The sequence below is a fragment of the Flagellimonas sp. S3867 genome, from assembly GCF_014698935.1.
GTDB lineage: Bacteria > Bacteroidota > Bacteroidia > Flavobacteriales > Flavobacteriaceae > Flagellimonas.
Genome location: NZ_JACVMN010000003.1, coordinates 206,600 through 225,118 on the forward strand (window position 1 = coordinate 206,600; position 18,519 = coordinate 225,118).

An 18,519-nucleotide genomic window follows, 5' to 3' on the forward strand; every position below is an offset into this window, starting at 1 on the left:
CCTGATCAAAGTACTATTTGTCTTTGATATTGTCCTCTTCTTTGGGTAAAATATCGATTTGTGGTTTTTTGAGGACTTGTTTGTTGGCAATATTGCGTTCCAATGAAAGGAGCAGGGAAGGCAACAAAATTAAATTTGCCAACATTGCAAAAAGTAATGTTGCAGAGACCAATCCTCCCAAAGCTTTGGTGCCACCAAAACTTGAAATGATAAAAACCGAGAATCCAAAGAAAAGCACAATGGAAGTATAGAACATGCTCACCCCTGTTTCACGGAGTGCGGCATAAACCGATCTTTTAATATGCCATTTATGTGTGGCCAGTTCTTGCCTGTATTTCGCTAAAAAGTGTATGGTGTCATCCACAGAGATGCCAAAGGCGATACTAAATACCAGGATAGTGGAAGGTTTTATGGGAACTCCCAAATATCCCATTAACCCGGCAGTGATTACCAAGGGTAAAAGGTTGGGCACAAGTGAAATGATGATCATTCGGAACGAACGGAACAGATAGGCCATAAATAAGGAAATCAAACCAATGGCCAGTGCGAGTGAGAGCATCAGATTTTTTACTAAATACTTGGTTCCTTTTAGGAAAAGCAGGGCCTTGCCGGTCATAAATACATTAAATCTTTCGGAAGGGAAAATTTTTGCAATGGCCTGTTGCATGTCCTGTTCAATTTCTTCCATACGGTCAATCTTTACATCGCGCATAAAAGTAGTTACCCGGGCAGTTTGGCCAGTGCTGTCAACAAAACTTTCCAAAAGATCACCATCATTTTCCGATTTTCGAACAACATCCATAATAAAGGTGTTCTCTTGGGAAGTGGGCAGTTGATAATATTTAGGAATCCCGTTGTAAAAGGCTTGTTTGGAATATTTGACCAGATTGACCAATGATACGGGTTTTGAGAGCTCTGGTGTCTCCTCGATTATTGCGCCCAAACGATCCATTTTTTTCAAGGTGGCAGGTTTTGAAGCACCATTTTTACGTTTGGTGTCAACCACAATTTCCATGGGCATTATACCATCGAATTCCTCCTCAAAAAAGCGGATATCCTTAAAATAATGGGTGTTTTTGGGCAGGTCTTCAATCCGACTTCCTGTAATTTCGATTTGATAGATGCCTATAATACTTAAAATCAGAATTACTACAGAAGTAATATAAACTCCGATTCTATGGTGTCTTACCATACGTTCCATCCAATTCACAAAAAGGTCGATCCATTTTTTGTTCAAATGTTTTAGATGCTTCGTTTTTGGAAGCGGCATAAAACTGTAGAGAATAGGAATTATCAATAATGATAGAATAAAAATGCACAAGATGTTGACCGAGGCTACAATACCAAACTCTCGTAGGAGGTCGCTATCCAAAATTATAAATGTTGCGAATCCTGAGGCCGTAGTAATATTGGTCATTAATGTGGCATTTCCAATTTTAGAAATGACTCGCTGCAATGAAAGGGCTTGGTTTCCATGTTTTTTGACCTCTTGTTGATATTTGTTGATCAAGAAAACACAGTTGGGAATTCCAATTACAATAATCAAAGGTGGAATCAAAGCTGTTAGAATGGTAATTTCAAATTGAAACAATCCCAAAATGCCTAAGGCCCACATCACTCCAATTATGACTACGCACATGGAAATCAGAGTGGCTCTGAAGCTCCGGAAAAAGAAAAAGAAAATAATTGATGTTACCAGTAGGGCCGCACCAACAAATAGCCCAATCTCATCTACAATGGACTTGGCATTCCAAGTTCGAATATAGGGCATGCCGGAAACATGGACATCGAGATTGGTCTCTTCTTCGAAGTTCTTGACCAAATCGGCAAGATCGTTCAAAATAAACTCATTTCGAACGGTGGTGTTCATAATATCCTTATCTATATAAGCAATGGTCTGGAGGGTTCCACTTTCTGCATTATAGATAAGATTATCATAGAACGGAAGTTCATTAAAAAGGTGGTTCTTGAGCTGATCCACTTCGTTTTTGGTCTTTGGAGCTTTATCAATAAAGGGTACCATAACAAAAGCTTGTTGCTCATCGTCTTTAACCAATACTTTTAGGTTTTCCGTAGATACCACAAAATCTATTTCAGGAAAAGCTTCTAACTGTTTGCTCAATTTATTCCAACGATTGAACTTGCTGGGAGTGAACAAAGAGGAATCGCGGACACCAAGTACTATGGCATTGCCTTCTTCGCCAAAAATGTTCTTAAATGTATTGTATTGAATTGTGGCGGGATGATCATCAGGAAGTATGTTGGCCTCGGTATTGGAAAACCGCATATGTTTCCATTGAAGACCTAAAAAAACCGTACATGCGGCAACGCAAAGTAGGATAAGAATTCTATTTCTTAAAATTATGCGAGCGACCTTTGGCCAAAATCCTTTAGTAAGCTTAGCTACCATACCGGTTTTATTGGGCGCAAAGGTAGAAAATGATCGGTTGTGTTCCTAGGGAAAGCAAATTGATCTATTGAAAGGTTAAACCTTCATTATTTCTGTTTCCTTAACCTCTAAGATTGAATCGACTTTATTGCTGTAAGTGTCAGTAAGTTCTTGGATGTCAACTTCTGCATTCTTCTGACGATCTTCGGATATTTCAAGTGCTTTGAGATCCTTATTGGCTTCTTGTCGGGCACTTCGAATACTTACTTTGGCGTCTTCTGCTTCCGATTTTGCTTGTTTTACCAATTGAATTCTTCGCTCTTCTGTTAATGGGGGAACATTAATGATGATCATTTCCCCATTATTCATCGGATTGAATCCTAAATTGGAATTCATGATGGCCGTTTCGATATCTGGAAGGATATTTTTCTCCCAAGGTTGCACCGAAATGGTTCTGGCATCTGGCGTGTTGATGTTGGAAACCTGAGACAGTGGAGTCACTGAACCGTAATATTCTATCATAACGGTTGACAACATAACAGGACTTGCTTTTCCTGCTCGAATTTTCACCAAAGCCTTTTCGAGATGGGAAATACTACCTTCCATACTTTCTTTGGTACTATCTAGTATAAAGCTTACTTCTTCTTCCATAATTTTAAAACTTTATTTGCTGCAATCAAACTATATGCCAACTTAAACATTGACAACGGTTCCTATATTTTCGCCTGAAACTATTTTCATAAGATTTCCTCTTGTGTTCATGTCAAAAACAACAATGGGAAGTTCGTTTTCTTGACTTAGCGTAAACGCTGTGGTATCCATTACCTTAAGTCCTTTTGAAAGCACATCGTTAAAGGAAATACTGTCAAATTTGGTGGCTGTTTTATCTTTTTCAGGGTCAGAGGTGTATATGCCGTCGACCCGGGTTCCTTTTAGGATAACATCTGCCTTTACTTCAATCGCTCGTAGTACGGCGGCGGAATCTGTTGTGAAATATGGGTTTCCGGTACCACCACCAAAAATTACAACTCTACCTTTTTCCAAATGACGAATGGCTCTTCGACGAATAAAGGGCTCTGCAACTTCATTGATTTTAATGGCTGATTGTAATCTTGTTTCAACTCCTTGTAGCTCCAAGGCACTTTGTAATGCCAGACCATTGATTACTGTGGCCAGCATGCCCATATGATCTCCTTGTACACGATCCATACCTTGACTGGCACCGGAAAGTCCTCTAAAAATATTACCCCCTCCGATTACAATCGCGACCTCAATGCCTTTTTCAATTACGGCCTTGATATCTTCGGCATATTCCGAAAGTCTATGGGCGTCAATTCCGTATTGTTGTTCGCCCATTAAGGCTTCTCCACTTAACTTTAATAAAATTCTTTTGTATTGCATTGAGATATGTTGAAGTCCGGACAAAAATAATCAAAATTATTTACGACTGAATGCCTGTATTCAAGATGATTTTGAAGAATATATGAACAAAAAAAACCATCCCTTAAAGGATGGTTTTTTATTGTTTTGATTTGCTTGTTGTTATCCCAAAGCAACTCTTGAGAATCCTGTAACTTCCAGATTAGAATCCACAGATTTCACATATTGGGTAACATTTTGCTTGCTGTCTTTGATAAAAGCTTGATTAACCAAAGTATTGTCCTTAAAGAAACGCTTTAGCTTTCCTTTGGCAATATTATCCAGCATTGCTTCTGGCTTACCTTCTTGACGTAATTGGTCTTTGGCAATCTCAATTTCTTTGTCAATAACCGATTGATCAACACCTTCTTCATTCAAGGCAACCGGATTCATGGCGGCAGCTTGCATTGCAACATCCTTAGCGACAGTGGCAGCACCATCAACGGCAGCTGATAAACCAACTAAAGTGGCAATTTTGTTTCCGGCGTGAATATATGATCCTACAAAAGGAGCGTTCAATTTTTCAAAACCTCCGATTTCAATTTTTTCACCAATTACTCCGGTTTGCTCGGTAAGTTTTTCTGCAACTGTCAGCCCATTGAACGAAGCGGCTAGAAAAGCATCTTTGTTGTCAAAGCCTAGAGCAAGTTCGGCCAAATCGTTCGCAAGTGTTATAAAGCTCTCATTTTTGGCTACAAAATCTGTTTCACAATTCAATGAGATGATAACTCCAGTAGAATTGTCAGCATTTACTTTTGCGATAGCAGCACCTTCAGAGGAATCTCTATCCGCTCTTTTAGCAGCTACTTTCTGACCCTTTTTCCTAAGGATTTCAATTGCCTTATCAAAATCACCATCAGCCTCAACCAAAGCATTTTTGCAATCCATCATGCCAGCTCCGGTACTCTTTCTTAATTTATTTACTTCTGCGGCGGTAATCTTTGCCATTTTTTCTCTATTTAAATATTTGTATAAAGTAAAACACCCAAAGAGTGTTTTGTTTTAAATCAGGGTTGGTTTACTCAACTCCACCTTTGGCGTTTTCTTGCCATTCTTTTAGTTCATCCCAATTTCCATCAGCAGCCATTTGAGCTTGCTTTGGCCAAGAGGTAGGATCCAAATGAGCCATTCTTGAACTCGCCTCGGTCAAGGTTTCTTTAATTTTTTCTGGGTCAGCTTTTGCCAATTTTGCAAAAGTATCTATCCCACTGTTCACCAATGCTTCAGCAGCTTTTGGTCCAGCACCTTCAATTTTGGTCAAATCATCGGCTTTGGCAGCTTTTGCTTTAGCGGGCTTAGGTGTTTCCTTTTTTGGTTCATCCTTGACCTCTGCAACGGCTTCTTTCTTGGCGGCAGGTTCCTTAGCAGCTGTTTTTGGCTTTTCCTCAGCAGTAGGCTTTTCGGCTACCGGCGCTGCTTCTGCTTTAGCGGGTGCTTCTTTTGCAGGAGCTTCTTTGGTTTCAGCGGCTTTTTCTTCTTGTTTTTCGCTCTTACGTTCGGCTAGGCCTTCAGCTACAGCTTGGGTAACTTCCGTCATGATGGCTTCAATGGATTTACCAGCATCGTCATTTGCAGGAATCACATAGTCAATTGGTCTAGGGTCAGAGTTGGTATCCACCATTGCAAAAATTGGAATTTTCAATTTTTGGGCCTCTTTTACCGCAATATGCTCGCGCATGGTATCCACGATAAAGATGGCACCTGGCAAACGGGTCATGTCTGCAATGGAACCTAAGTTTTTCTCCAACTTGGCACGCAAACGATCAACTTGCAATCTTTCTTTTTTGGAAAGGGTGTTGAATGTACCATCCTTTTTCATACGATCGATAGCAGCCATTTTCTTAACAGCTTTACGAATGGTAACAAAGTTGGTCAACATACCACCTGGCCATCTTTCAGTGATGTAGGGCATGTTTACATTGGATACTTTTTCTGCAACAATATCCTTTGCTTGTTTTTTTGTAGCTACAAAAAGAATTTTTCTTCCAGATGCAGCAATTTTTTTGAGAGCCTCGTTGGCCTCTTCAATTTTTGCTACAGTTTTGTAGAGATTGATTACGTGTATTCCGTTACGCTCCATGTAGATGTAAGGAGACATGTTCGGGTTCCACTTTCTTGTTAGGTGTCCAAAATGTACACCTGCTTCTAGTAAGTCTTTGACTTCAATTTTACTTGCCATTTTCTTGTAATTAGTTTACGTTCCGTTGTATTAGCAATGGATTGGTGGTTGCAAACTTTGCGCGCCCTACCCATTTAGATGCTAAACTAAATTCCAAAAAGTCGATTTTTTGCTCTTTGGAACAACGACAACTTGGTTAAAAATTTAACCCTGAAATTTTTCAGGGTTTTCAATGAACTTAATCCTAAAACGAGTTCAGGATATTTTATAATAGATACCGAAAATAGATCCGGTATGATATTAACGTTTAGAGAACTGGAATTTCTTACGGGCTTTCTTCTGTCCGAATTTCTTTCTTTCCACCATTCTTGGGTCTCTTGTTAACAAACCTTCAGGCTTAAGAACAGTTCTGTTCTCTTCATTTATTTCACACATTGCCCTTGACAAAGCTAAACGAACCGCTTCTGCCTGACCAGTGATTCCACCACCAAATACATTTACTTTAACATCGTAAATATCCTCAGAATCTGTCAAAGCAAAAGGTTGCTTAACCTTATATTGCAATGTAGCCGTAGTAAAGTACTCTTTTAAATCTTTTTTGTTGATGGTAATGTTTCCTTTTCCTTCGGAAACATATACCCTTGCCACAGCAGTTTTTCTTCTACCAATCTTATGAACCACTTCCATTATTTGTAGTCGTTTAAGTTTATTGCTTTTGGTTTTTGTGCTTCTTGACCGTGTTCAGAACCTGCATATACTTTTAGGTTTCTGAACAAATCAGCTCCCAATCTGTTTTTTGGAAGCATTCCCTTAACGGATTTTTCAATAATGCGCTCAGGTTGCCTGCTCAACAATTCCTTGGCCGAAGTAGAACGTTGTCCACCCGGATACCCAGTGTATCTCAAATACTCCTTATCCTCCCATTTGTTGCCAGATAGATTGATTTTCTCCGCATTGATAACGATAATATTATCGCCACAATCAACATGGGGAGTAAAATTGGGTTTATGTTTTCCTCTAAGCAACTTAGCTACTTTCGATGCCAATCTCCCTAGCGTTTGTCCCTCAGCGTCAACCAACAACCATTGTTTGTCAACGGTAGATTTATTGGCAGAAATAGTCTTATAACTTAATGTGTCCACTTCTAGAATATTATTGATTTAAATAACCTATCCCGATAAACGGGCTGCAAATGTACAATTATTAGATTGAATTACAAATGGTTGATTTGGAATTTTTTTACTTTTTCTATTCGTCCCTTTAAGCCAAAATAGTGCAACGGCTTTTTGAACACTTAATGTTAAAAAATGGCTGAAATTTATAAGGAGGTGTAACGGTTCACATTTTTGCTGGTCTTTAATGTGGCTAATCAAATCAAAAAACGGATATAGTGAAAAACCTAATCATTTTCTTCACGCTTATTTTATTTATAAACAATACTACAGGTGCGCAGGATTCTACTGAGGTCATTCGTAAAAAGATTTATGTGACCAAATCAATTGAGCAGACCTTGCCGCCAGTGGTTGATGGACTTTTGAATGATAAGGCATGGAATCTTGTGGAGTGGGCGGGGGATTATATCGAATTTCAACCTGACGAAAATACGCCCCCAAGCCATCAAACCAAATTTAAAATTGTTTACGATAGTAAGAATCTATATATAGGAGTTAGGTGTTTCGATGCCGAACCAGATAAAATTGTAAAACGATTATCAAGAAGAGACGGTTTTGAAGGCGATTGGATTGAGTTTAATATAGACAGCTATCACGATAAGAGAACTTCGTTCTCATTTAGTGTTACGGCAGCCGGCGTAAAAGGTGACGAGTTTGTTTCCAATAACGGAAACAATTGGGATGAAAGTTGGAATCCAATATGGTATACCAAAACCAATGTTGATGAGGAGGGCTGGACCGCAGAATTGCGAATCCCACTGAGTCAACTGAAATTTGGAAAAGAAGATGAACAAGTCTGGGGGCTGCAGTCTACACGAAGATTTTTTAGGGCCGAAGAACGTTCGCTTTGGCAGCGAAAACCCATAGATACTCCGGGCTGGGTCAGTGAATTTGGAGAACTACATGGTCTAAAACATATAGAGCCACAAAACCAGTTGGAAATTCAACCTTATACCGTAACGAGTGCTGAAACTTATGAAGCTGAAGATGGAAATCCTTTTAGGGATGGGAATGAAAATGATATCACTGTTGGACTCGATGCCAAAATTGGTATCACTAATGATTTGACTCTAGATCTAACAGTGAATCCCGATTTTGGGCAAGTTGAAGCGGACCCATCTGCGATTGCTTTGGATGGATTTCAGATATTCTTTAGAGAACAGCGGCCCTTTTTTGTTGAAAACAAGAACATTTTTGATTTCAGGGTTTCTCGATCTGAAGCTGGGGATACATTTGGTTTTGACAATATATTCTACTCAAGAAGAATTGGAAGGAGTCCGCAAGGGTCACCTGACACAGGTGACAATGAATTTGTAGACCAACCAGACAATACACCCATTATTGGTGCGGCAAAGTTTAGTGGCAAAACCAAAGATGGTTGGGCGATAGGTGTATTGGAAAGTGTTACAGCAAAAAAATATGCCCTCATACGAAATGAAGCAGGAGAAGAGCGAAGGGAAGTAGTGGAACCTTTGACAAATTACTTTGTAGGAAGGCTTCAAAAAGATTTCAATAATCGAAATTCATATATCGGAGGAATCTTTACGGCCACAAATCGCGATAATTTGACCCAAGAATTGGAATTTCTTCACAAATCAGCCTTCACGGGAGGATTAGATTTCAAACATCAATGGAACGAACGTGATTGGTACGTGGGTGGCAATATAACTTTTAGCCGTGTGAGTGGGAGCGAGGAGGCTATTAAAAATACCCAAGAATCTATAACACATCTCTTTCAGCGTGTTGGTGCCGACCACGTAGAGCTGGATTCTACCAGAACTTCTTTGGCGGGGAGTGGAGGTAATTTTCAAATTGGAAAGGTTGGTAATGGGCATTGGAAGTTTGAATCTGGTGCTACCTGGCGTTCTCCGGAACTGGAGTTAAACGATATTGGTTTTCAAAGACAGGCCGACGACATTCGTCATTATACATGGATTGGCTATCAAACTTTGAAACCAGATAGTACATTTAGAAGGGTTGGAATCAATTACAATCATTGGAGCGCATGGGATTTTAACGGCAATCATAATGTGTTGCGGTTTAACACCAACAGCTGGCAAAACTGGAAAAACAACTGGTTTTCCAACTTGGGGGCAACCTATTCCCCGATACAATATTCCAATTTTGCATTGAGAGGAGGTCCAAGGCTGAGGCAGTCTTCCGGAATCAATATGTGGAATAGTGTTAGTACAGACCGAAGAAAAAAGTTGCGGTTTAGTATGTTTCAGCGGGGGAACAAGGCTTTTGACAATTCGTACCGGTTCTATTATATTGAGGCCGGAGTGACCTATCAACCCATAAATGCATTACGTGTTTCTGCTTTTCCCTCTTTAAGTACCAACAATGATAAATTACAGTTCATTGATAATTTTGATGATGTAAATGGGTCGCCTCGATATCTTAATGGACAGATTGAACAGCGAACCTTAAGCATGTCTTTCCGGTTGAATTATACCATTAATCCCAACTTAACCATTCAATATTGGGGCCAACCCTTTATTTCAAGAGGACGATATTCCAACTTTAAGCATATAGCAAATCCGACGGCAAAACGATTTGACGATAGACTCCAATCGTATGCAGGTGACCAAGTAACCTTTGCAGATGATTCGTATTCCATTGATGAAGACTTAAACGGAACTGAAGATTTCAGTTTTGATAACCCAGATTTTTCCTTTGTCCAGTTCCGTTCCAATTTGGTCATACGTTGGGAGTATATACCGGGATCTGAGATTTTTCTGGTTTGGTCGCAGGATGTTTCACAAGATGGAGACCCATCAGATGGATTGTTGTCCAGTTTGGGAGATAATATATTTGGTCAAAAACCTCAAAACATTTTCTTGCTAAAGGCAACCTATCGATTTGTTTTATAAAAGCTGAAAAGAAATCAAGTAAGTTTTTCCAGTGCAGCGACCAAAGCTTTATTGGCTTCTTGATCTCCGATAGTGATTCGTACTTTTCCAGGGGCGCCAAATTGAGAGACAGGCCTCACCATAACCCCATGTTTCATTAAGAAATCGGCAAATTCCAATTCTGGTAGTGGAGGGTCGACCAAAAAGAAGTTTGCTTGTGTGGGCCAGTACTTTATACCAAGTCTGTCAAAAGTTTCGGCAAGAAACTCACGGCCTTCCAGCACTGTTCTTACCGTTTTTTGGATAAATTCAACATCATTTAAGGCGCCAATGGCAGCCTCTGTTGAGGTGTGTGGCAGCAAAAAGGGTTTATGGATTTGTCTAATGTATTGCGCAATTTTTAAGGTGGTGTAGCAATACCCTATACGTTGACCAGCCAAACCATAAGTTTTTGAAAAACTGTTGATGGCAATTAGGCTATGACCTTCTTGTACATATGGCAAGCCCGAAACATAATCCTCAGCATCTGCAAAATGACGATAGACCTCATCCAGTACCACCACTATATTTTTAGGGATTCGGGATAAAAAGTCATCAAGAACTGGTCTTGGGATGTATGTCCCCGTTGGATTATTGGGACTGGTGAGAAAAATAATTTTTGTTCGGTCAGTTATGGAAGCCAAGATCCCTTCCACATCCAACGAATAATCAGGTTCCCTTAAGGGAATATCTACTTGTTTTGCGCCGTACCATCTAGAGAAAACGGAATAGGGCAGAAAACATGGATTGGAAAAAATGACCTCATCACCTTCGTTGATAAAAGCACGCAAAATCATGTCAATGATTTCCGAACCACTATTTCCGCAAATGAATTGATCTTCGGTGAGTTGTCCATCGAAATCTTTTACCAATGCATTTCGTAATCGAATATCGGTTTGATCAGGATAAATATGCACATTTTTGGCAGCTGCTATCAATGCTTCGGTAGCCAATGGAGATTGACCCAACGGATTTTCGTTGGAAGAAAGTTTGTAGATTTTCTGCCCACCATTGGAAGGGATGCCCTTGCCTCCTTCATAAGCTTTCTTGGGTTGTAAATGCGACTTAAAAATGGATTCTATTTCCTTGCTCATTATCTTAATTGTTCAGCAAAAATTAAGATGGCCAACGCTTTTCTGGTATCGTTTTCATTCAAAACTTGTTGGGCTACCCAATGGAGTTCGTTTTTAAGTTTTTCGGGACTATCCTTTAATTTTTTGGAGAGCATCCTGATTTCATCATCTTGGGCAATTTCTTCAACTTCACCATTGGTTGGAAGCTGTTCCATATTTCCCAATCGGCCAAGATTGTTTCCGGTAAGTACATTGCTATTTCTAATTCCCTCTGGTAATTGATCTACACCAATACCCTTGGTTCTTATAGGTTTCGGAATTTCGAACAGTGAATTTCCACTTGCTCGTGTATACCAACTTCCACCCATTCTGCCTACCAAATCCAATTTTAGAGGGTCCAGTTTTCCTTCCCCATCCAAAAAATCTGAATTGATATGGATAAGCTCTACTTTAGCCAAAATTAAATTACCAGCTCCGGGAGTATCTGCCAGTTCGATTACTTCGGTTACCGAACACTCAAAAGAAACAGGAGCTTCCGCTACGCGGGGAGGTCGAACTTTTTCACTTGGAATCGCTGTTAATCCGGATTTTACAAATTCATTTACCCCTTTTTCATAGGCAGTGCTAGAAAGTGACATTTGCTCTACCAAAGGAAAGTCTACGATGTTGATGACCACCTCCGGAACCTCTTTCACGTTTTGATGTGAATGTTTCAGTGAATTATCCCTTCCGCTCCGTGATGGAGAGAAAATCATGACAGGTGGGTTTGAACTGAACACGTTAAAAAAACTGAAAGGGCTCAAATTGACATTGCCTTCAGCATCAATGGTACTTGCAAAGCAAATAGGTCGCGGAGCTACTGCGGAAAGTAGATATCCGTGCAATTCGGGTTGTGGTATGGCCGTTGGATCTATGGTTTTGATCATGAATATGCTTTTTCTGTCATATCGAGCGCCGTCGAGATAAAAGAAAAGTTCAAGATGCCATTGTCTGCGCTCAATGTGACAGCTTGAACAAACTTAACTTATTTTGCTGGAAGCACTTTGGCGGAAACCTCTCCAAAACCAACTCGCTTGCCATCTTTTTCAGCATAACCCCTCATAATTACAGTATCCCCATCTTGAATAAACTTGCGTTCTGACCCGTCTTTCATTTTGAGTGGTTTGGTTCCCATCCATGCCAATTCCAACATAGAACCGTATGAATTTTCATCCTTTCCGGAGATGGTGCCAGAACCATATAGGTCACCAATATTGATGTTGCATCCATTCACGGTATGGTGCGCCAACTGTTGGGTCATGTTCCAATACATAAATTTAAAATTGGAATGGCAAACCACCTGCTCTTCTGTGCCTTCTGGTGCTATGCCAACCTCAAGATTGATGTCATAATTTTTTTCACCATTAAACTCCAAATAGGGGAGCACTTGTGGATTTTGTTCTGGACCAGAAACCCTGAATTGATCCAAAGCTTCCAAGGTTATAATCCATGGAGAGATGTGTGATGCAAAGTTTTTGGCTAAAAACGGACCTAATGGAACATATTCCCATTTTTGGATATCACGAGCTGACCAATCGTTAAGCAATACCATGCCAAAAATATAGTCTTCAGCATCGCCAGTGGAAATGGATTCGCCAAGATTGGTATTCTTTCCGGTGATGAAACCCATTTCAAGTTCAAAATCCAATCGTTGTGAAGGTCCAAAAATTGGTGTATCGGAATCCTTAGGGAGTGTTTGTCCTTTTGGTCTTAGAATATCTTCTCCGCTCACCACGATTGAACTTGCTCTACCATGATATCCAACCGGGATGTGCTTCCAGTTAGGCATCAATGCTTTTGCAGGATCACGAAACATTGTGCCCACATTGGTAGCGTGCTCTATACTGGAGTAGAAATCGGTGTAGTCCCCAATATAGACTGGCATGTGCATCTGAGCTGCTGATTGAAGGACAAAAAGCCCTGGCTTTCCTGCCAAAACAGAATCCTCATCTTGCAACCAATGCTGAATATCTTTTCTAACCTTATTCGTAATCTCTTTGCCTAGAGAAATGAAATCATTAAGAACTTCTTTCTCTAGGACGGCTGTATTGAAATCAAATACATCCAATTCGGCCACGGCGACCAAATCCAGAATGTGGTCACCAATAGCGACTCCAGCTCTTGGACTTCTGTCTGATGTTGAAAAAATTCCAAAGGGAATATTGTGAATTGAAAAATCCGATTTTTCAGGTATGTTTATGATCATATTAAATTTTATGTCATTCCCGTGAAAGCGGGAATCTATCTGTTAATCATTTATTATGGATTCCTGCCTTCGCAGGAATGACAAATAGAGGAAAATTACTCTACCCATGACTTATAGTAACTACCATCATCAATTTTTAGGGCATTTTCGGTTACCTGTAATGGTTTAAAAGTGTCGATCATTACAGCTAGCTCCAAAGTTTCCTTTTTACCGATGCTTGCTTCATAAGTGCCGGGATGAGGTCCATGAGGAATTCCCGCCGGATGCAAAGAAATATGCCCAGGCCCAATATTGGTCCTGCTCATAAAATCTCCATCCACATAGTATAGCACCTCGTCTGAATCTATATTGGAATGATTGTATGGTGCCGGAATAGCCTTTGGATGATAATCGTATAACCTTGGACAGAAAGAGCATATCACATAAGCATCTGTCTCAAAAGTCTGGTGCACTGGTGGCGGTTGGTGCACTCGACCGGTTATCGGCTCAAAATTGTGAATGGAAAATCCATAGGGATAATTGTATCCATCCCAGCCCACAACATCAAATGGGTGCGTTGCGTAAACCATGTTGTGCAGCATCCCCTGCTTTTTTACTTTGATTAAGAAGTCACCTTTCTCATCATAAGTTTCCAAATCTTGAGGCAGTTTGTAGTCGCGCTCACAGAAGGGTGAGTGTTCCAACAGCTGTCCAAACCAATTTCTGTATCGTTTGGGCGTATAAATTGGACGAAAAGATTCCGAATACAAAATTCGATTATCGTCTGTATCAAATTCAATTTGATAGATCATACCGCGAGGAATGATCAGGTAATCGCCATATTCAAATGGAATATTTCCCACAAAGGTTCTTAACGTTCCTGACCCTTTATGAACAAAGAGCATTTCATCGGCATCAGCATTTTTGTAAAAATAAGATGTCAATGATTTTTTAGGAGCGGCCAATCCAATATGAACATCACTGTTCACCAAAAGTGGTTCCCGAGCTTCCAGGAAATCATCTTTTGGAGTCACATCAAACCCAATAAGCTTTCTTGAGGTGATGTTTTTTTCCACTGCAATTTTGGGTCTCATGTCAATCGCCTCACCAATTTCCTTGACCTGTGTGGGCCTGTGGTTTTGATAAAGTAATGAGGACATCCCGTCAAAGCCAATGGTGCCGAACAACTGCTCGTAGTAGAGACCTCCATCCGGTTTTGAGAACTGGGTATGTCTTTTCTGCGGAATTTTTCCGAGTTTGTGATAGATAGGCATATCTGTTAGTTTAGAGTTAAGGGTTTAGAGTTATGAGTTGAGAATCCCAATCTTAAGATTAAACGCTCATAGCTCAACACTTTTAACTTGTTAGTGTAATGTGCCTCGAACCTCTTGCTCTCGCTCAATAGCTTCGAACAGTGCCTTAAAGTTACCTTTTCCAAATGATTGTGCGCCCTTTCTTTGGATAATTTCAAAGAACATAGTCGGTCTTGGCTCAACTGGACGGGTGAAAATCTGAAGCAAATAGCCTTCATCATCACGGTCTACCAATATGCCCAATTCTCTTAAAGGAGCAATGTCTTCGTCTATTTTTCCAACACGATCGGCAACAGCATCATAATAGGTATCAGGAACTCTCAAGAATTCAACTCCTCGACTTTTTAATTGTCTTACAGTAGATATAATATCATCTGTTGCTACGGCAATATGTTGAACTCCTTCGCCTTCGTAAAAGTCAAGGTACTCTTCTACTTGAGATTTTTTCTTGCCTTCGGCAGGTTCGTTAATAGGGAATTTAATGCGTCCATTGCCATTGCTCATCACTTTACTCATTAAAGCAGTGTACTCGGTTGAAATATCATCATCATCAAAAGAAAGGATGTTCACAAAACCCATCACGTTTTCGTAAAAATGCACCCATTCATTCATGCGGTTCCAACCTACATTGCCGACCATATGATCTACAAATTTCAATCCAACGGAAGAAGGATTGTAATCAGGAGTTTCCCATTTTTTGAATCCGGGCATAAAAACACCTTTATAGTCTTTTCGTTCCACAAAAATATGAACCGTCTCTCCATAGGTGTAAATGCCTGATCGGACCACTTTTCCAGTACTATCTTCTTCGGTCTGAGGTTCCATATACGATTTGGCTCCTCTTTCCATGGCAGCGTTGTAGGCATAAGTTGCGTCATCGACCCAAAGGGCTACGACTTTTACTCCATCACCATGTTGATCAATATGACGACCGATATCGGTTCCACTCTTTAGAGGGGAAGTCAAAACCAGACGAATCTTATCTTGAACTACCACATAACTTTCCCTATCTTTTAAACCGGTTTCCAAACCAGCGTAGGCCATGGATTGAAATCCAAAAGCTGTTTTATAAAAATGAGCAGCCTGTTTAGAATTGCTCACATAGAGCTCCAAATAATCGGTTCCATTTATGGGCATAAAATCTTTGGCTGCATCGTGTAATTTGGGAAGTGTGGATGTTTCCATGGGTTCTATATTTTTAAGTGTAAAATAATTTATTGTTGTTGATGCAACAAAAATAGTAAATTTGAAATGATTTTAGGGCGGAGAAGAACAAATTGTTGTTAAAATTGTTATGTGAAGCTTGTATTTTTCACACTGAGTTTGTCGAAGTGTGATATTCGGACATTTATGTTTCGACAGGCTCAGCATGACAAAAAGGATAAATATATGCTCAATCGTATTGATGAAATATCGGGAATTGGTTTGCATTTAGACCTAGTGCTTCGGAAGGTGCAAGATGCTTACTTACAAAAGTTCAAAGAATTGGAAATTGACCTTACCATTGAGCAGTGGGTGATTCTGTACCGTATTTATCAGTTGGGTGAGAATGTTTCCCAATCCGATATTGTGAAATCCAACTTTAGAAACCGCGCTACCACATCAAGAGTCATTGGAGGTTTGGAACGCAAAGGTTGGATTTCTAAAACACGATTTGACGGCGATCTGAAACGTTTTAAATTGCAGTTGACCTCCAAAGGAAAAGCAGTGATTGCTGCCATTGAACCTCATGCCAATCTATTGCGCAAACAGGCCATCAAAGGTTTGGATAATGAAGAATTTGAAACCTTTTTAAAGGTATTGGACCAGATTTGGGAAAATTATCACACCTAATTTTTAAGTGTCGTATTGAAAAAATCCCAGCTGGAGACCAACTCAAATTCAGGAGTGTTGTCAAACAACATGTCTAATGTCCATTTATGATTATCCCCAACAATTATCAGCATACGATCGTTAGGTTCGTTCATTTTGATTACGTTGGCAAGCATTCTAACATTTCTTCTGTACCATCTACCTAACCAGTCGGGACCAATCCAGTTTTTCTGAATGCCAACCCTAACTTCATAATTGTGCATTCTTTGAGCATTTATGTATTGTGCCCGTGGAGAATTACGCAAGACAATTTCATCTAAAAGAGACATTTCTTTTAAAAGCTTTTGATTGTGATTATGGGTCACGATAATTTTCTTTTCATGGGCATCAAAAAAGCCTGCATCATTATTTTTGGCATATTCCCCAAAACTAGAAAAGGAGAAATTTTCAAGAGACCCAATAAATTCGGTTTGATTGTCAAAAAAGTACAACCTATGATGTTGCATTGCTTTGGCCAAGCGAAATCCTATTTGATATACTTCGTTTTCTTTATTGGTAATATATTCTGAATCTTCTACGAAGCTCATATAGTTTTTATTGGCCAGTTCTGAGGCCGAAGGTTCCCACTCCAAAACTATTTTAGTAGGCTTATAGTTTTTTAGGATTTTAATAAATTGTTCAATGGATTTCTGGTTTTGGTCGGTTAAGACCGATTTGTCAAAATGAAAAGTACCTACAACCATTACTTTGGATGTAGTCAATGAATCATAATCCATTAGTTTATTTTCAATCCTTTGAAGTGATTGATGTTGTTTGAATTGGGCCGAAACACATGACCATGAAAAAAGTGTGGAAAGCAACAGAATTACCATTGCAGGTGAATTGTAATTTGAGTTCATAGGAGTCAATTGATTAGCTATGGCTAAAAGATGCAAAAAAAAGCAGGTTGTTGCACCTTGGAATTTGAAACTTGTAAATTAATGTCTAAATATCTCGGTTTTTGGCTTTCCAAGCTTCCAGAAGCTCCAGTTCCCTGGCCCTTGTTATTCCATTAAAGGGCCTACTTTTATCAATGCCCGGATCAGTTGAAGAGGATTTTACATTATCGTACCATTTGAGCGCGCTATCAAAGGTTTGTTCAACAGGTGTGAATGACATTCCAGCTTGTATGGCTTTTTCTGAACTCATTGTATGTCTTCCCGCCCTCCTAGACTTTGGCTCCCAAATAGGAATATCGACGATAGGCCTAAGCTTGTGTTCAGCTATGAACTCATTGTCTACCCAAACCAAATTTGCTCGATTCCCAAAATGGGCATTAATACGTTCTAGGAATTCCTTGAAAACCATAGGCTCTTTCATTGGCCCTATTGTGTTGTAGATCCCATTTTGGTTGGTTTCCAGAGCATGTAAAATAAAATGGGCAACATCCCTTACATCAATCCATTGGACAAAATCGGTTCCATCTCCTGGGGCAAGAACTGGGCCTCCGGCTCTAATCCGCCATAGCCAATAGACTAGCGACCAACTTTCATCTCGTTTTCCAAATATTCCCGGTGGACGGACAATTACATGATTTTTAGGGAAAGCGGCTTCGACTGCGGCCTCACAAAGCACCTTAGATTGATAATAGGACATTCCTGGTATGAATTCCGTTACCTCGTGAAGAGGTGATGTTTCGGTAATGCCAACAACTGTTTTATCTTTATAAACAGCAATAGAAGAAACAAAAATATATTTTTTTACACGGTTCTTTAGCAGCTCGGCTGATCTACTGATCATTCTAGGGTCTGCCGTCCAAGTATCTATTACAATATCCCAAATGCGATCACCTTCAAGGGCACTTAAATTTTCCTCTTCAATGGTTCTATTGCCTCTTAATTTTTCTAGATTTGGATATAGGTCAGGATTAGTGATTCCCCTGTTGAACAAAGTAATCTCATGCCCCATGGCAAGGGCGCGATCTACTATTGCAGGCCCTAGATAGTTTGTGCCTCCAAGGATTAAGATTCTCTGGTTTTTATCGGGATTTAGACAGGATGATAACGATGCAAGGCCCAATGCCATCGATGCAACACTAGTAACATGCAAAAATTCTCGTCTTTCCATT

The 18,519-nt window shown here is 39.8% G+C and carries 16 protein-coding genes; 2 read left to right on the top strand and 14 right to left on the bottom strand.

The annotated features are described in order from the left end of the window. Positions 1-13: 13 nt before the first annotated feature. The 7 genes from IAG46_RS14370 to rplM form a co-directional block, all read right to left on the bottom strand. On the bottom strand, positions 14-2,410 hold the full coding sequence (locus IAG46_RS14370) for an RND family transporter (RefSeq protein ID WP_190811083.1): 2,397 nt from the start codon (positions 2,408-2,410) through the stop codon (positions 14-16). Between the two features lie 75 nt (positions 2,411-2,485). Next, complete coding sequence (frr, locus tag IAG46_RS14375; RefSeq protein ID WP_190811084.1) at positions 2,486-3,040, bottom strand: ribosome recycling factor; 555 nt, start codon at positions 3,038-3,040, stop codon at positions 2,486-2,488. 42 nt (positions 3,041-3,082) lie between these two features. Continuing rightward, the gene (gene pyrH / locus IAG46_RS14380) at positions 3,083-3,790 is read right to left on the bottom strand and encodes a UMP kinase (RefSeq protein WP_190811085.1); all 708 of its coding nucleotides are present in this window, start codon (positions 3,788-3,790) and stop codon (positions 3,083-3,085) included. Positions 3,791-3,931: 141 nt separating this feature from the next. After that, positions 3,932-4,756 (bottom strand): translation elongation factor Ts, encoded by an 825-nt coding sequence (gene tsf, locus IAG46_RS14385; protein ID WP_190811086.1) that lies wholly within the window; start codon positions 4,754-4,756, stop codon positions 3,932-3,934. A 70-nt stretch (positions 4,757-4,826) separates the two neighbouring features. Continuing rightward, positions 4,827-5,987 carry a 30S ribosomal protein S2 gene (gene rpsB / locus IAG46_RS14390; protein ID WP_190811087.1) on the bottom strand — a complete coding sequence of 387 codons (1,161 nt, stop codon included), beginning with the start codon at positions 5,985-5,987 and terminating at the stop codon, positions 4,827-4,829. Between the two features lie 240 nt (positions 5,988-6,227). Beyond that, positions 6,228-6,614, bottom strand: a complete 387-nt coding sequence (gene rpsI / locus IAG46_RS14395; protein ID WP_190811088.1) for a 30S ribosomal protein S9 — start codon at positions 6,612-6,614, stop codon at positions 6,228-6,230. Continuing rightward, positions 6,614-7,069, bottom strand: coding sequence for a 50S ribosomal protein L13 (gene rplM, locus IAG46_RS14400; protein WP_190811089.1), 456 nt, complete (start codon positions 7,067-7,069; stop codon positions 6,614-6,616). The genes rpsI and rplM overlap by 1 nt, the downstream gene beginning before the upstream one ends. Positions 7,070-7,317: 248 nt before the next feature. On the opposite strand from rplM, the gene IAG46_RS14405 reads away from it, so the two are divergent. Next, positions 7,318-9,972 (top strand): carbohydrate binding family 9 domain-containing protein, encoded by a 2,655-nt coding sequence (locus IAG46_RS14405; RefSeq protein WP_190811090.1) that lies wholly within the window; start codon positions 7,318-7,320, stop codon positions 9,970-9,972. A 14-nt stretch (positions 9,973-9,986) separates the two neighbouring features. Here IAG46_RS14405 and IAG46_RS14410 read toward each other — a convergent pair whose 3' ends face one another. The 5 genes from IAG46_RS14410 to hppD all read right to left on the bottom strand — a co-directional run bounded on the left by IAG46_RS14410 (position 9,987) and on the right by hppD (position 15,785). Further along, complete coding sequence (locus IAG46_RS14410) at positions 9,987-11,084, bottom strand: histidinol-phosphate transaminase (RefSeq protein WP_190811091.1); 1,098 nt, start codon at positions 11,082-11,084, stop codon at positions 9,987-9,989. Then, a complete protein-coding gene (locus tag IAG46_RS14415) occupies positions 11,084-11,989 on the bottom strand; it encodes a flavin reductase family protein (RefSeq protein ID WP_190811092.1) in 906 nt (301 codons plus the stop codon). The genes IAG46_RS14410 and IAG46_RS14415 overlap by 1 nt, the downstream gene beginning before the upstream one ends. 98 nt (positions 11,990-12,087) lie before the next feature. Further along, complete coding sequence (gene fahA / locus IAG46_RS14420; RefSeq protein ID WP_190811093.1) at positions 12,088-13,308, bottom strand: fumarylacetoacetase; 1,221 nt, start codon at positions 13,306-13,308, stop codon at positions 12,088-12,090. A gap of 95 nt (positions 13,309-13,403) precedes the next feature. Further along, complete coding sequence (locus IAG46_RS14425) at positions 13,404-14,561, bottom strand: homogentisate 1,2-dioxygenase (RefSeq protein WP_190811094.1); 1,158 nt, start codon at positions 14,559-14,561, stop codon at positions 13,404-13,406. A 90-nt stretch (positions 14,562-14,651) separates the two neighbouring features. Continuing rightward, positions 14,652-15,785, bottom strand: coding sequence for a 4-hydroxyphenylpyruvate dioxygenase (gene hppD / locus IAG46_RS14430; protein WP_190811095.1), 1,134 nt, complete (start codon positions 15,783-15,785; stop codon positions 14,652-14,654). Between the two features lie 204 nt (positions 15,786-15,989). Between hppD and IAG46_RS14435 the strand changes: the two genes are divergently transcribed. Then, a complete protein-coding gene (locus tag IAG46_RS14435; RefSeq protein ID WP_190811096.1) occupies positions 15,990-16,433 on the top strand; it encodes a MarR family winged helix-turn-helix transcriptional regulator in 444 nt (147 codons plus the stop codon). Here the strand turns inward: IAG46_RS14435 and IAG46_RS14440 are convergent. Both IAG46_RS14440 and IAG46_RS14445 read right to left on the bottom strand, forming a co-directional pair. Then, positions 16,430-17,311, bottom strand: a complete 882-nt coding sequence (locus IAG46_RS14440) for a DUF5694 domain-containing protein (RefSeq protein ID WP_190811097.1) — start codon at positions 17,309-17,311, stop codon at positions 16,430-16,432. The genes IAG46_RS14435 and IAG46_RS14440 overlap by 4 nt on opposite strands. Positions 17,312-17,396: 85 nt before the next feature. Beyond that, positions 17,397-18,518, bottom strand: a complete 1,122-nt coding sequence (locus tag IAG46_RS14445) for an NAD-dependent epimerase/dehydratase family protein (RefSeq protein WP_190811098.1) — start codon at positions 18,516-18,518, stop codon at positions 17,397-17,399. Between the last annotated feature and the right edge of the window lies 1 nt (position 18,519).

What these genes read in the sequence shown, in the direction of transcription:
- tsf (WP_190811086.1), bottom strand. Translation starts at nt 4,756, where the DNA reads ATGGCAAAGATTACCGCCGCAGAAGTAAATAAATTAAGAAAGAGTACC.
- IAG46_RS14410 (WP_190811091.1), bottom strand. Translation starts at nt 11,084, where the DNA reads ATGAGCAAGGAAATAGAATCCATTTTTAAGTCGCATTTACAACCCAAG.
- IAG46_RS14440 (WP_190811097.1), bottom strand. Translation starts at nt 17,311, where the DNA reads ATGAACTCAAATTACAATTCACCTGCAATGGTAATTCTGTTGCTTTCC.
- pyrH (WP_190811085.1), bottom strand. Translation starts at nt 3,790, where the DNA reads ATGCAATACAAAAGAATTTTATTAAAGTTAAGTGGAGAAGCCTTAATG.
- IAG46_RS14425 (WP_190811094.1), bottom strand. Translation starts at nt 14,561, where the DNA reads ATGCCTATCTATCACAAACTCGGAAAAATTCCGCAGAAAAGACATACC.
- fahA (WP_190811093.1), bottom strand. Translation starts at nt 13,308, where the DNA reads ATGATCATAAACATACCTGAAAAATCGGATTTTTCAATTCACAATATT.
- rpsI (WP_190811088.1), bottom strand. Translation starts at nt 6,614, where the DNA reads ATGGAAGTGGTTCATAAGATTGGTAGAAGAAAAACTGCTGTGGCAAGG.
- frr (WP_190811084.1), bottom strand. Translation starts at nt 3,040, where the DNA reads ATGGAAGAAGAAGTAAGCTTTATACTAGATAGTACCAAAGAAAGTATG.
- hppD (WP_190811095.1), bottom strand. Translation starts at nt 15,785, where the DNA reads ATGGAAACATCCACACTTCCCAAATTACACGATGCAGCCAAAGATTTT.
- IAG46_RS14370 (WP_190811083.1), bottom strand. Translation starts at nt 2,410, where the DNA reads ATGGTAGCTAAGCTTACTAAAGGATTTTGGCCAAAGGTCGCTCGCATA.
- IAG46_RS14445 (WP_190811098.1), bottom strand. Translation starts at nt 18,518, where the DNA reads ATGGAAAGACGAGAATTTTTGCATGTTACTAGTGTTGCATCGATGGCA.
- IAG46_RS14415 (WP_190811092.1), bottom strand. Translation starts at nt 11,989, where the DNA reads ATGATCAAAACCATAGATCCAACGGCCATACCACAACCCGAATTGCAC.
- IAG46_RS14435 (WP_190811096.1), top strand. Translation starts at nt 15,990, where the DNA reads ATGCTCAATCGTATTGATGAAATATCGGGAATTGGTTTGCATTTAGAC.
- rpsB (WP_190811087.1), bottom strand. Translation starts at nt 5,987, where the DNA reads ATGGCAAGTAAAATTGAAGTCAAAGACTTACTAGAAGCAGGTGTACAT.